This is a genomic window from Ferrimonas balearica DSM 9799, from assembly GCF_000148645.1.
Lineage (GTDB): Bacteria > Pseudomonadota > Gammaproteobacteria > Enterobacterales > Shewanellaceae > Ferrimonas > Ferrimonas balearica.
In genome coordinates, this window is record NC_014541.1 from 3,676,981 (window position 1) to 3,690,382 (window position 13,402).

The 13,402-nt window shown below is 55.2% G+C and carries 10 protein-coding genes and 1 tRNA gene; 5 read left to right on the top strand and 6 right to left on the bottom strand.

Translation table 11 applies throughout. From position 1 onward, the window contains the following. Positions 1-34: 34 nt before the first annotated feature. On the bottom strand, positions 35-1,615 hold the full coding sequence (locus FBAL_RS16620) for a hypothetical protein (protein WP_148226772.1): 1,581 nt from the start codon (positions 1,613-1,615) through the stop codon (positions 35-37). Between the two features lie 523 nt (positions 1,616-2,138). On the opposite strand from FBAL_RS16620, the gene FBAL_RS16630 reads away from it, so the two are divergent. Continuing rightward, a complete protein-coding gene (locus tag FBAL_RS16630) occupies positions 2,139-2,378 on the top strand; it encodes a helix-turn-helix transcriptional regulator (protein WP_013346754.1) in 240 nt (79 codons plus the stop codon). Then, a complete protein-coding gene (locus tag FBAL_RS16635; protein ID WP_013346755.1) occupies positions 2,375-4,018 on the top strand; it encodes a replication endonuclease in 1,644 nt (547 codons plus the stop codon). The genes FBAL_RS16630 and FBAL_RS16635 overlap by 4 nt, the downstream gene beginning before the upstream one ends. Before the next feature lie 159 nt (positions 4,019-4,177). Here the strand turns inward: FBAL_RS16635 and FBAL_RS16640 are convergent, their stop codons facing one another. Continuing rightward, positions 4,178-5,614, bottom strand: a complete 1,437-nt coding sequence (locus FBAL_RS16640; RefSeq protein WP_013346756.1) for a hypothetical protein — start codon at positions 5,612-5,614, stop codon at positions 4,178-4,180. A gap of 722 nt (positions 5,615-6,336) precedes the next feature. Then, a tRNA-Ile gene (locus FBAL_RS16645) sits at positions 6,337-6,413 on the bottom strand. A 186-nt stretch (positions 6,414-6,599) separates the two neighbouring features. On the opposite strand from FBAL_RS16645, the gene FBAL_RS16650 reads away from it, so the two are divergent. From FBAL_RS16650 to FBAL_RS16660, 3 genes are all read left to right on the top strand, one after another. Next, complete coding sequence (locus FBAL_RS16650; RefSeq protein ID WP_013346757.1) at positions 6,600-7,226, top strand: peroxiredoxin-like family protein; 627 nt, start codon at positions 6,600-6,602, stop codon at positions 7,224-7,226. A gap of 40 nt (positions 7,227-7,266) precedes the next feature. Further along, entirely contained in the window at positions 7,267-7,692 is a 426-nt protein-coding gene (locus FBAL_RS16655) for a VOC family protein (RefSeq protein WP_013346758.1), read from the top strand. A gap of 101 nt (positions 7,693-7,793) precedes the next feature. Further along, a complete protein-coding gene (locus tag FBAL_RS16660) occupies positions 7,794-8,756 on the top strand; it encodes a nucleoside hydrolase (protein WP_013346759.1) in 963 nt (320 codons plus the stop codon). 252 nt (positions 8,757-9,008) lie between these two features. On the opposite strand, the gene FBAL_RS16665 is transcribed toward FBAL_RS16660, so the two are convergent. From FBAL_RS16665 to FBAL_RS16675, 3 genes are all read right to left on the bottom strand, one after another. Beyond that, positions 9,009-9,653 (bottom strand): hypothetical protein, encoded by a 645-nt coding sequence (locus tag FBAL_RS16665; protein WP_013346760.1) that lies wholly within the window; start codon positions 9,651-9,653, stop codon positions 9,009-9,011. 346 nt (positions 9,654-9,999) lie between these two features. After that, positions 10,000-12,846: a valine--tRNA ligase gene (locus tag FBAL_RS16670; RefSeq protein WP_013346761.1), complete on the bottom strand. Its 2,847-nt coding sequence runs from the start codon at positions 12,844-12,846 to the stop codon at positions 10,000-10,002. Between the two features lie 23 nt (positions 12,847-12,869). Continuing rightward, positions 12,870-13,331: a DNA polymerase III subunit chi gene (locus tag FBAL_RS16675; protein ID WP_013346762.1), complete on the bottom strand. Its 462-nt coding sequence runs from the start codon at positions 13,329-13,331 to the stop codon at positions 12,870-12,872. Positions 13,332-13,402: the final 71 nt, after the last annotated feature.

Consider the following 13,402-nt stretch of genomic DNA (forward strand, 5'->3'; position numbering starts at 1 on the left):
CTGCCTTTCACCGCCCCTAAACGACGTCGCCTTGTTAGACAACTGGATAACTGGCCATTTTAAGGAAGGTATAGGCTAACTCGATCGCTTTATCATGGTCGTCTTCCCCCCGATACCAACGGATTTTTACCCCGTTATGGTTAGCCCATCTGATGACCTGACTAAACTCATTACGTTTGTCATTCTTAGCGCAGGACTCGGCGTACTGGTTGATCAGTAAGTAAGTATCCTCGCCGATACTGTGCTTGGCCAAATCGAACGCTTTGCGATAATGCGGGTAAGCAGCGCGATGCTCATTCCGTCGGTAAAAATACGTGGCGTACATCCACTCCACCAACCAAGAAAGTGTTCCGGATTGGCCAGCGGCATCAATCCTCTTCTTATACGCCTCGATGCGGTCAACTGACAGGTCAGGCAGTTTCCTTAACTTTACTCCCTCAAGGAAAAACTCCGCGAAAGCCTTGTCCTTATCTGCCAGCTTATGTCGCAACATCCTCATTAACGCCGCGAGGATATGCGAGGGGAGCATACCGCGGGCTTGTTTAAGCTCTGCCAGTGACAGCGGTTCGCCTTCCTTTCTGCTCAATAACTCCTGGAACGCACGCAACCCGGGCGTCATTAAATGATTAAACCATGCCCAGCGGCCGTGCACCGCCTCCTTCCAGAATGCATAGTACTCTCTGCCTGCGAGCGGCCCAATGCAGGTCAACTCTAGCTCAATCTCCGCCTTCCACTGAGCATGCATTTGCGCCAGACGACGGTTTTGGGCTTTCATGTCCCGACAAAGTTGCCGGATAAATTCCCTACCGAAAGCTTTATCGATAGCCTTGAGCACGTCGGTTGCCATGCGCGCAAAGAAAAGATGAACCCTGAAGCTTTTCACCTCTGACTCCGTCAGGGTTCTTTTGTACTTAGGGTCAGGACATGCAGCTAACAGTGCTAACGAGGACTCAAGGTTAGTAACGAGTTCTCCCCATTGAGGGAGCCGATTCCGGTTAAACCATCGCTCAACATTTTCCAGATTTTGCTGCGCCCTGCCGGGTTCCCCGTTTGGATTATGAAAACGGCTTTGACTTGTGTCTGCCGTTTCATAAATCCAACACCACACTTTCTCAAGCGGCCAAACCACCTTGTCTTCGGCAAACTCGGGAAGCCACCAGTTTGGCGCAACCGGAGAGGAAAGCTCACTAACGGCCAGCCCATACATCAGGGAGTACTTCTGCGCCGATTTGACCACCACATCCGCTAGCCCGCATTCGAACAACCACCTGACAGTATTTTCCTTGTCGAGGTAAGTCGCCCATTCCCGTTTGGCATTTCGGAAGGAATGGTACAGATCTTCGACCGAAGCCATAAAGGCGTTAGCGACACGAATGTCCCTTGTCGCTTCCGTCACCAGCCCCAAAAGGTAAACGGCGACATCTTGGAAGCTCTTTTCAACGTCTCCTTCTTCGTTCGCCAGCCTGCGCAACTTGGTTTGGAAGGTTTTCTTCGCCTTTTCATCTTTGAGAATTTCCGACGGGTTGTTTTTCTGAGCCAGTAAGCCCGTACTGTTTAACAACGCCTGAGCCGCTTCCCCAAGGGTCGGAAAAACGTAGTCAGTCATCATCATCATCCTCGAAGTCAACCTGCCGCTCGCACGATTCACAGAGCTCTCCGGTGATACCCCAAGGGCCATCTTCTCCGGTGAAATAAAGCGTGCACAAACATTCCGCACACTGGATTTGATTATCGCTCATGCCATGATCCCCTCTGCCACTACTTAGCTTTACCCTTGGCGTTTCCACGGTTGCCACCGGACTTATTGCCCGTGGTGGCCGGCCAGTTCCCGCCCGGACCAGGATGGGTTGACGGGCCACGACCACCAGCTTTGCCTTTACCTTTTGCCATGAGTGCATTCCTCTTTCATTGGTTCAACGATGTCTTACTGTCCGCCCTTTTTATTCAGGGCCGCCGACTCCGAAAGAGTAACTATGCCGCTTCAGCATAACACCGGGCATTTTGGCGACGCGCTTTTTGTCCTATAAAAACAGTAACTAACACCAAGAATACTCAACGTCCCCGCTAGCATCCTCGCTAACGTCCCGGGACGTTTGAGCTTTTTAACGTGACCCCTGGTGAACATCAGGAGACACGTTATGGCACTGCACAGCGAAACCAAGCGCGCCTTTACCGAGCAAGAAACCGCCCACTACATCGGCATGAGCCGCTCCTTTCTGCGTCAATCGCGCATGGAGGGCAACCGTAAACACCGCACCCCGGCACCGCCTTTCATCAAAGTGGGCCGCGCCGTCCGTTACCTCAAAGAAGATCTCGATAGCTGGCTGGACAGCCAAACCAAATTAACTCACCTGCCCTGCGGCGAGGTGGCGTTATGAGTCTGCAAACCTCTCCTGTCCCGTTAACGACTCACAACCCCGTTAACGGCGCACAGTGCTTACCCAGCCCATCGGACTCAAGCGCCTCCGTTAACGTGGAATGGGACGACAAAGCCTTTGTTCTTGAACATCTGCGAAAATTTCCCGGTGATATTCAGCGCCTGATGATGCGGGGCTACTATCAACGCAACGGCCAGCGGGAAAGAAACCAGTACCTGCTCAAGTTAGTGCAACAGATAGAAGCCAATTTGGGCTGCACCGCTGACCTGAGCCTGTTCGAGTTCAATGAGGAACAGCTAAAGCGCCAAGCCGGTCAGCACAGTCTGTTCTGTTACGAAATGGCTCTGCGGATGGCTGAGGGCAATCGTAAGTGCCTGGTGCGTGAGATCATCCGTTACGGCAAGTCGCATGGGCTTCGTCTGTGCACAAGAGGGGATGAAGTGGGGTTTGTGGTTCGCGCTTGTGACCCTGAGTTATGGCGACGCAAACTCAAACAGGCGATCCGACAGAACCGAGAGTACCTCTATCGCATTCTCAACCAGGTACACCGCTACCAGGGGATCTATTGCAGTGACTGGCAAGCCAAAAACCATCGCCAGCGCCGCAAGAAGCAACAAGAGTTCCTCGATAACACCTTTATGATGAATGAGCTGGAGCAAGAGTTCAGCTTGGCTGAATTGGCCCAAACCAGCACCGCCAACCCGGCCAACCGTAAGGTTGAACTGATGGTACGTGCCCGAGGCTTTGAGGAACTGGCTGATGAAAGCGGCCACGTGGGCTATTTCATCACCCTCACCTGCCCCAGCCGTTTTCATCGCGCCTACGCCAAAACGGGCAAGCCCAACCCGAAATGGGACGGCTCAGACGTTCGCGATGCCCAGGCTCATCTCAATCATGTCTGGGTAAAGACCCGATCAGCCTATGGCAAGAAGGGGATCCAGCCCTACGGCTTTCGGGTCGTCGAGCCGCAACACGATGGTACGCCGCACTGGCACCTGTTGCTCTTTATGCCCAAAGAGCAGGCGCGCCAGTTTATCCAGATTTTCCGTCACTACGCCTTAGAGGTAGATGGTGACGAAAAAGGCGCGGCTAAACGACGACTCGATGTAAAGCTCATCGACAAAGAGAAAGGTACGGCAACGGGCTACATCGCCAAGTACATATCCAAGAACATCGACGGCTCCGATCTTGACCAGGGCGTCTACGGTGAAAACCCTATCGAGGCCGCCGAGCGTGTTCAGGCATGGGCCTCAACCTATCGGATCCGTCAGTTTCAGCCCATTGGTGGCGCATCCGTCACGGTATGGCGGGAGTTGCGACGACTGAAGCAAGCCCTGTTGCCCAAAGACTCGCAGTTGCAACGCATCTGGGAAGCTGCCAATAACGGCGACTGGAAAGGTTTTATTGGTGGTATGGGGGGAATCCATCTGCCCCGAAACGAACGTCCAGTATCCCCGCTCTACCTCACTCCTATCGACGAGGTAAGCGGCTCCCCTAAACTCAATCGCTTTGAGGAACTCGCCAGCAGGGCTCTCAAGGGGATTCAATGGTGCGGCCAACGGTTTATCAGCCGCATCCATCAGTGGCAGCGGATCGCCGCGCCGACTGCTCTTGGCTCTGACTTGGAGTTCTGTGAATAACTGTACCGAGCGTTCTTATCGAGCAAGGTTTAACGCCGCATTAAGGTGTGAGCAACGCTACCACGAAACTTACCATGCCACCGTAAACATAAAACCCAACGATTAGCACTGAAAAAGCCAAGCGTTGGGAATCACTCTTAAATGCTTTGTTAGCACACATTAACTGAAGTTTATGTGGCTAGATGCCAATGTTTTAAACTCAGTTGTTTTCAACGTTTTTTCTAAAGTCTGCCCATTGGAAATCAAATGATCTAAGATCTGCTTAAGCTTGTCACTAACAACATTAGTTCTCAGATTGATTAAAATCTGTACTGCATGATTTCTACAGTTTGAGTTAGACAACAGAGAGTAAATATCTTGTCTGTAGAGAGCTATCAGAACTTGCACTATATTGTCGTCGCCTAACATATTTAAGATTGAGTCATACACAACCTTACCCGATGGAGAAACACCTGTATTATAGGAAACACCGTTACCAATACGACAAGACAAGATAATACGAATTAATTTTTCTTTACGCTCATTGGGAATATCTGCTTCATTAGAGATATAGCTTAATATTTTCCTAGCGTGAGGAACTTCATTATAAAAGTTATCCCAACCACTATGAGCGGAGCTTAAGTCGTCTAAGTGTTCATCTAAAAGAATAACTCTTGCTTCAAGTGTTTTAAATTTGTTTCCAGAGCAAAACTCAAAGAATTCGTTACCAGCAGCAAACTTATCGTTGTGCAAATTTGTACGATAGCCATCTAATGTTACACCCAATTTATATTTGAGATTATTATCGGCGTGCTGCCAAACCGTTGGTGCAATAAGGGAGATATTTTTCTTTAAGATATTGTTAGCGCCAGCACCAACGTACATACCAAAGATCGTCTGAAGAACATTATCACAATTTTTTGTGTGCAATTGCTTAAGACCATTTTGCATATGCTGCAAACTTGAGCTATCTATAACTTCTGTTTGATTACGCAAGTTTTCAACAAAAGCCTTAACTTGTAATGCAGCCTCAGAAGGAGTGTCATTAATAACTTCTTGTACACACGTTTGTAGCCAGCCCATCAACTCAAAAGCATTGATATTCGCATCATTAGGATGGCTAGCGCCAATGTCATTGCGCATAATCAGGATATGGGTTAGCTTTTTATAAATTGAATCAGAGATCAGTTCTAGCTTGGCGCAATTATCAAGGAGAACTTTATCCTTAATACCACTTAAGTCATTTTCGGTACTAAATAAATCTCGGTGTTTTCCTCCAACCGCAGCATCATAAAACAGCTCCAAGCCATAAATAACAGTTTTTTTACGCAAATTTAAAACAACTTCGTTCCATACGTAGTTCAACGCAGCGTCAAACAAACCTATAGCACTTGCTGCTGCAAATTTAGATAGATAGCGAGACTCGCGCTTAACCTCATCTGGCAATGTCATTACAAACTGAGGAAAGTTTGTCTGAACAACCTGACGCTCAGCGGTTGTAGCTAGAATATTTTCCTTTGGTAATCCAAGAGAATCCAAAAACTGTTCAAATCGATTGAAATCGGTAGAGACAAGTTGCCCTTGTGTTTGCGCACTAACTACTTCATTCGTACTCATATATAACCTAACCTTTTATTTTTCCATATAACTCAAAGTGTTCGTTGTGTGCTAACGTTTTAATTACTCACGTTCTGTTTCTACCACAACACCGAATGAGTCAGTTAACCAAAAAATATAACTAAATCATTCCATTAGGTCGAGTTGTTTCTGACAGAGGTCGGTGAAAGCGAGGGGGCCCCCATATCTCGGGATAATGAGGGGTCCCATAATCTCCGAAAAGCACCACCAAAACACTGACTTGATTCAGGTTTTTTCACTTTCCGTTTTATCCACTATGGATTTTCCGTCTTTTCCGCTCATTTTCTGTCGAGCAACCAAAATACACTGTACCTATATACAATTTTGTGATCATTGTGATCTATGCCCTCAAATGATCATCGACTATCGAGGTGCACGGTCAATGTGGCAACTGGAAAAGGCCCCTGTAGCTTAAAGTGGTAGCTAAAGCACAGCCATTACCAATTAGGTGCAATCACCCCAAGAGCGACCGCACTCCTAACGCCGTAGCACACCCTGCAAGCGCAGAGTTACCACACTCGGTCACAGGACTTATTCATCTAAGTGAAAGGCTGGAAGCCGAAAAAATTCGCACCGCGAAAGGGTGCGCATTCTGAGACTGAAGCAGCCTATACAGCCGAAATCTGCTACATATGTGCTACATAGGGAAGTTGGAAACAAAAAAGGTTAGCAACCACTATGGCGCTAACCCTTGAAAAATTTGGTGGCCCCTGGGGGACTTGAACCCACGACCAAGCGATTATGAGTCGCCTGCTCTAACCAACTGAGCTAAGGGGCCATTGTTTGATGGTGCGACGAGCGTCGGCACCGATATGGCATGGGAGTATACTCAAGCGCCTGTGGGCTGTCATCCATCCGGATGGCCCTGCGTTTCCCATTTGCTCAATTTGTCGGCGAATGGGGTGAAAGCGCTTATGGCGCACCTCGGTCTGGTTGTTCTCTGTCACCTTTGAGGATTTCCAAAATGACCGCACGGATGTGGCTGGCCGCCATCACCACCCTGTTTTTCAGCCTGTTACCTCTTACCTCCCATGCCCGGATTGCCCCGGCGCCGGAACAGGTTTCCCCACTGCTTAACGGCATGATGCTGCCCGATGCCACGGTGCAGGACAGCGCGGGTCGTTCTCTCTCCCTCGCCGGACTCGCGGCCGATAAACCCACCCTGGTGCTGTTCTACCGGGGCGGCTGGTGCCCTTACTGCAATGCGCAATTGGCGGGGCTGCAGGAGGTTGAGAAAGAACTGGCTGAGCTGGGCGTGCAGGTGCTGGCGCTGTCGCCGGAACCCGCAGACCGCCTGAAAGAGGGCGAGGGTAAGGGGCGCTACCAGCTGCTGTCGGACCGCAACCTGGAGGCGATGCAGGCCTTTGGGGTGGCCTACGCGCTGGATGAACAAACCGCCGGGCGCTACAAGGGCAAGATGGGGGCCCGGCTGAAGCTGGATGGCGAAGAGCGGGTGATTCTGCCGGTACCGGCGGCCTATCTGCTGGACGCGGAGGGGCGGGTGCAGTTCTCCTACGTGAACCCCAACTTCCGGGTGCGGGTGCATCCCCAGCTTATCCTGACCGCCGCTCGCTTGATGCTGGCCCGGTAAGGGTCTATCCCTTGGGGTACATCCGTTTTGGGGTACCCCTATGACTCAGTTCAAACCGGAAGATGTGCCCACGCTGATGCCCTACCTGATGGTGAAGAACGTCAGCCAGGCCATGGATTTCTACCAAACCGCCTTTGGCTTTGAACGTGCGGGTGAGCCGCTGGTCGAGGATGGCGTGGTACTGCACGGCGAGATGACATTCGGCGACGCCCGCATCATGCTGGGCCGCGAGGGCGCCTTTGGCTCTGAAGCCAAAAGCCCCGCCAGCAGCGGTCATGATCAGGGCATGGGGCTCTACCTCTACTGCCCCGATGTGGACGCCCACTTTGAACAAGCTCAGGAGGCGGGCGCCGCGATTATGCAGCCGCTGAATGATATGTTCTGGGGTGACCGCATCTACACCGCGCTCGACCTCGACGGCTACCGCTGGAGCTTCGCCACCCACACGGCTACGCAAGAAAGTTAATCCGCGACATGGGCTTGGGTCATCTGACTGAGAGTTGTCTCATGGATACCCCCTGCCCGTCCTGCCATACTGAGGGGTCATTTCAATAACGAGAGAGTAAGATGGCCGAGACCATCATTTTCGACACCGACCCCGGTATCGACGACGCTATGGCCCTGCTGCTGGCCCATGCCCACCCAGCAATCCACCTCAAGGCCATTACCACGGTGTACGGCAACGGCACCATCGAAGACTGCACCCGCAACGCCTGCTACCTGAACCAGAAGTTTGGTATGGGTGCCGAGGTGGTTCGCGGTGCCGCTGGCCCGCTGCGCCGCCCCCCTAATGGCCCCACCGTGGTGGTACACGGTGAGCACGCCATGGGCGATGTGGTGGCTCCGGCTGACACCCCCATCGAGATCGACGAGCGCCCGGCTTACCAATACCTTTGCGATGCGGTAAACGCCCAGCCCGGCGAAATCACCCTGGTGGCGGTCGGCCCGCTGACCAACCTGGCGCTGGCGCTGCAACACGACCCGAGCATTGCCGACAAGGTGAAGCAGGTGGTGGTGATGGGTGGTGCCTTCGGTACCCGTGGCCACCACGGCAACGTGGCGCCCTTTGCCGAAGCCAATATCCACGATGACCCGGACGCCGCTGACCAGGTGTTTACCGCCCGCTGGTCGGTGACCATTGTCGGCCTTGATGCCACCCACGAAGCCTTCTTCAGCGGCGCCTACCTGGACGCCCTGAAAGCCGATGGTGGCGAAGCCGGTGACTTTATCCACGCCGTCAGCCGCTACTATCTGGCGTTCTACTCCGACAAGCTGGGCCTGGATGGCTGCCACGTGCATGACCCGTCTGCCGTGGCCTACGTCATCGACCCGACCCTGTTCACCACCCGTCCGGGCCCGGTGCGCGTGGTGTGCGACGGCCCCGCCATCGGCATGACCCTGCAAAAAGCCGACGGCAAGCGCTACGCCGATGACGAGTTCAGTGATTTCCGCGATCAGGACGTCTGCATCAACGTCGATGAAGCCCGCCTGCTGACCCTCTACCGCGACGCCATCCTGTCGCTGGCCTGAGACCGTCAGGCACAGAAAAGCCGCCCAAGGGCGGCTTTTTTATTGAGGGTTGCGCTGTAAGGGGGTCATCCTGCCCGGATTCCGGGCTCCCTTCTGTTGTAGCGTGCCGCCTGTGGCGCACGGTTCAGAGGTTGCCACTGCCTTGGTTTCCGTGGGCCACGGGCCCACGCTACGGTTAGCTCACCGAGGCTGGGGTAGCGTGGGTTTACAGCCCACGGGCCACACTCAATTCGCCCCTCTCTGACCGAGGATTCACCACAGAATGTCCGCATCGGCCAAAGTGGTACCCGGAGGGTTGTGATAGAGGGTTTCCAGCGCCTTCCACTCGGAGGGACGCGGCGAACGCATGGTGTGCAGGCGAACAAATCCGGCAGCGACCATGGCGGCCCTTACCGGCACATTGTAGCGGTCACCACACTCCCGCTGGTTGAGATGCACGTAGATGGGCCCTTTGAGCATGCCAGCACTCTCCACCGGCGGCGTTTCAAAGTGGCGGGAGGTGTCTCGCCCGCCGTTCACCTGCAATGAACACTCCTTGCTTCGCCTGAGCATCACCACCTGGGCGTTGGATTCGTTATCAACCCACTCAAACAGCGGGAAACCCAAGCGTTTTTCCACCATTTCGACACCCTCAAGGGCCGCCCCGGCCACCCGCTCCTCTGCCCAGATCCGCACCGGACCCTGCTCCACCGGCCAACGCCGCAATATTTCCCGGGCATCGCTGCCCCAGGGCTCTTGATGGGTTCCGGCGTTGTTGGCGCGCAGTGCATTGATGACGCTTTGCTTGGTGGGTTGGGCCTCACTTTGACGGTTTTCAGTCAGTTCATACAGGCAACCGGCTAACAGGGCCGAGCCCAGTAACAGTAAGGCGATAAAACGTTGTGGGGTGATTCGCATCCTAACCTCCGCATCCTTGCTGGTGGAGCGCTCAGCTCACCACGTTGGGGAGGGTGGGAACAGCCGGTATCGGCAGCAGCAGACAAAGGGGTTACAGCAGGCTGGCAAGAAGGCGCGTGGATTCCGAACCCAGGTTACGGGAAGTGGGTCCTGGCGTGCCGCCTGTGGCGCACGATTCGGAGGTTGATACTGCCCTGATTTCCGTGGGCTGAAAGCCCACGCTACGAAGCACATTGAGGTCGGGGGTAGCGTGGGCTTAGAGCCCACGGCTCGCACGAATTTTGCTTTAACGGTTCCAAAAAAAACGCCGCCCCATTGGGACGGCGTTGTTGTTCAGAGTCGGAGATTACAGCGCTTTAAGCTGAGTCTTCTGCTCTTCCAGCTTGGCGATGTCGCGCTTGGCTTCATCCAACTTGGCTTGCTCCTTGGCCACCACCGCTTCCGGGGCCTTGGCCAGGAAACCCTGGTTGGACAGCTTCTTCTCAACGCGGTCAGCGTCCTGAGCCAGCTTGGCGATCTGCTTGTCGATACGGGCCAGTTCGGCGTCAACGTCGATCAGGCCAGCCATCGGGATCAGCAGCTCCATCTCACCGATGATCTGGGTGGTAGACATCGGCGCATCGCCTTCCAGCACCTCGATGGACTCCAGGTTGGCCAGGCGGGTCAGCATGATGCGGTTGGCATCGATGCGGGCCAGCTCCTGCTCACCGGCGTTCTTCAGCAGCACGTTCAGCGGCTTGGACGGGCCAACGTTCAGCTCGCCACGTACGTTACGTACGGCAACGATGAACTGCTTGATCCACTCCAGCTCGGCCTTGGCGGATTCGTTCACCAGGCTGTCGTCGAACTCCGGGTACGGCATCAGCATGATGGTGTCGCCACCTTTGCCGATCATCGGCGCTACGGTCTGCCAGATCTCTTCGGTGATGTAAGGCATCAGCGGGTGCATCAGGCGCAGCAGGCCTTCCAGTACGGTCAGCAGGGTGTGGCGGGTGCCACGCTGCTGGGCTTCACTGCCGTTCTGCAGAACCGGCTTGGTCAGTTCCAGGTACCAGTCACAGAACTGGTTCCAGGTGAACTCGTACGCGATGTTGGCGGCGATGTCGAAACGGTAGCCGTTCATGGCGTCGCGCAGCTGCTTCACGGTGTCGTTGAAGCGGGCCAGAATCCAGCGATCCGCGAGGCTCAGCTCCATCTCGCCGCCGTCTTTGCCACAATCCTGCTCTTCGGTGTTCATCAGCACGTAGCGGCTGGCGTTCCACAGTTTGTTGGCGAAGTTGCGGTAACCTTCCAGGCGGTTCATGTCCCAGTTGATGTCACGACCGGTGGAGGCCATCGCCGCCAGGGTGAAGCGCAGGGCATCAGTACCGTGGGCGGAGATGCCGTCCGGGAACTGCTTGCGGGTGCTCTTCTCGATCTTGGCCGCCAGCTGAGGCTGCATCATGTTGCCGGTGCGCTTCTCAACCAGGGTTTCCAGATCGATGCCGTCGATCATGTCGAGCGGGTCCAGCACGTTGCCCTTGGACTTGGACATCTTCTGGCCCTGCTCATCGCGGATCAGGCCGGTGACGTACACGGTCTTGAACGGCACCTGAGACTTACCGTCTTCATCTTTGATGAAGTACATGGTCATCATGATCATCCGGGCAACCCAGAAGAAGATGATGTCGAAGCCGGTCACCAGCACGTCAGTGGGGTGGAAGGTTTTCAGCTCCGGAGTCTGCTCCGGCCAACCCAGGGTGGAGAAGGTCCACAGGGCGGAGGAGAACCAGGTGTCCAGTACGTCGTCGTCCTGGCGCAGAACCACGTCCTCGGCCAGGCCGTTGGCGGCACGCACTTCCGCTTCGTCGCGGCCAACGTACACTTTGCCGGATTCGTCGTACCAGGCCGGGATACGGTGACCCCACCACAGCTGACGGGAGATACACCAGTCCTGAATGTCACGCATCCAGGCAAAGTACATGTTCTCGTACTGCTTCGGCACAAACTGGATGTCGCCGTTCTCAACCGCTTCGATGGCCGGCTTGGCCAGCGGGGCCACACGCACGTACCACTGGTCGGTCAGCATCGGCTCGATAACCACGCCACCACGGTCGCCGTACGGGACGGTCAGGTCGTGGTCTTTGATTTCGTCCAGCAGACCCAGCTCGTCGAACTCGGCCACGATCGCTTTACGGGCAGCGAAACGCTCCATGCCACGGTACTTCTCCGGCAGTTCAGCGGAGTAGACGTCGGTGGCTTCGCCGTTGGTGTCCAGCACCTCGGCTTCGTCGCGGATGTCGGCGTTGAAGGTCAACACGTTGATCATCGGCAGAGCGTGACGCTTACCGACTTCATAGTCGTTGAAGTCGTGGGCCGGGGTGATCTTCACGCAGCCGGTGCCCTTCTCCATGTCGGCGTGCTCGTCACCCACGATCGGGATGCGACGGCCAACGATGGGCAGGATCAGGTGCTTGCCGATCAGGTCTTTGTAGCGCGGGTCTTCCGGGTTTACCGCCACACCGGTGTCGCCCAGCATGGTTTCCGGACGGGTGGTGGCGACCACGATGTAGTCTTTGCCATCGGCGGTCTTCACGCCGTCCGCCAGCGGGTAGCGGAAGTGCCACATGTGGCCCTTGGTTTCCTTGTTCTCCACTTCCAGATCGGAGATCGCGGTGTGCAGTTTCGGATCCCAGTTCACCAGGCGCTTGCCGCGGTAGATCAGGTCATCTTCGTACAGGCGGACAAACACTTCCTGAACCGCTTTGGACAGGCCCGGATCCATGGTGAAGCGCTCACGCTCCCAGTCCACGGAGGCGCCCATGCGACGCAGCTGCTGGGTGATGGTGCCACCGGATTCCTCTTTCCACTCCCACACCTTGTCGATGAAGGTTTCGCGGCCGAGGTCCTGGCGGGTGATGTTCTGGGCGGCCAGCTTACGCTCAACCACCATCTGGGTGGCGATACCGGCGTGGTCGGTACCCACCTGCCACAGGGTGTTTTTGCCCTGCATCCGCTGGTAGCGGATCAGGGTGTCCATGATGGTGTCCTGGAAAGCGTGCCCCATGTGCAGGCTGCCGGTGACGTTCGGCGGCGGGATCATGATGCAGTAAGGATCTTTGCTGGTGTCACCGTGGGGCTTGAAGTAGCCCGCCTCTTCCCAGCGCTGGTAGTGGCGCTGTTCAATCGACTGGGGGTTGTACGTCTTATCCATGGGGCCTATGACTCGTAAAAAACTTAAAACGGCTGACGTGCGAGATCCTGGGTGGTGAGGTTCACCCCCAGTTGGCGGTAATGGGCGAATCGTTTTCGCGCCTGCGCCTTGGCCTGCTCGTCAGCCGGGACAAAATCGATAATGTGGGCGAATTGTACCGCAAATTTCGGCACCTCGGGGGCGAGGTTGATCAACAACGCGCGATTTACCGGCAGCGCGGCATTGGGCATGGCCCAGCCAATCTCCACCGGTGCGCCCCCTTGTGGGCCTTCCCCCACCAGGTTGTGGGGAATAAAGCTGTCTGGCTCGAACTGCCACAGCTGTTCATCCAGCGCCTCGGCATCGGCCTGGCTGGCGCAATGAACAAACACCCGTTGGCCTTTTCGGTAGGCCCGGGCGGCAGCCTGACAGGCGATGTCTGCCGGGCGGGTTACCCTAGCGGAGTCGCTGCCGCCGGGCAAGAGATAGAAGGTGGCGTTGGCCATGCTGTTCCCCACAAAAACCAAAGGCGGAGCTCACGCTCCGCCTTGCATTGTACCGATGGCGGTGCGCCTGT

What these genes read in the sequence shown, in the direction of transcription:
- FBAL_RS16620 (WP_148226772.1), bottom strand. Translation starts at nt 1,615, where the DNA reads ATGATGATGATGACTGACTACGTTTTTCCGACCCTTGGGGAAGCGGCT.
- FBAL_RS16630 (WP_013346754.1), top strand. Translation starts at nt 2,139, where the DNA reads ATGGCACTGCACAGCGAAACCAAGCGCGCCTTTACCGAGCAAGAAACC.
- FBAL_RS16635 (WP_013346755.1), top strand. Translation starts at nt 2,375, where the DNA reads ATGAGTCTGCAAACCTCTCCTGTCCCGTTAACGACTCACAACCCCGTT.
- FBAL_RS16640 (WP_013346756.1), bottom strand. Translation starts at nt 5,614, where the DNA reads ATGAGTACGAATGAAGTAGTTAGTGCGCAAACACAAGGGCAACTTGTC.
- FBAL_RS16650 (WP_013346757.1), top strand. Translation starts at nt 6,600, where the DNA reads ATGACCGCACGGATGTGGCTGGCCGCCATCACCACCCTGTTTTTCAGC.
- FBAL_RS16655 (WP_013346758.1), top strand. Translation starts at nt 7,267, where the DNA reads ATGACTCAGTTCAAACCGGAAGATGTGCCCACGCTGATGCCCTACCTG.
- FBAL_RS16660 (WP_013346759.1), top strand. Translation starts at nt 7,794, where the DNA reads ATGGCCGAGACCATCATTTTCGACACCGACCCCGGTATCGACGACGCT.
- FBAL_RS16665 (WP_013346760.1), bottom strand. Translation starts at nt 9,653, where the DNA reads ATGCGAATCACCCCACAACGTTTTATCGCCTTACTGTTACTGGGCTCG.
- FBAL_RS16670 (WP_013346761.1), bottom strand. Translation starts at nt 12,846, where the DNA reads ATGGATAAGACGTACAACCCCCAGTCGATTGAACAGCGCCACTACCAG.
- FBAL_RS16675 (WP_013346762.1), bottom strand. Translation starts at nt 13,331, where the DNA reads ATGGCCAACGCCACCTTCTATCTCTTGCCCGGCGGCAGCGACTCCGCT.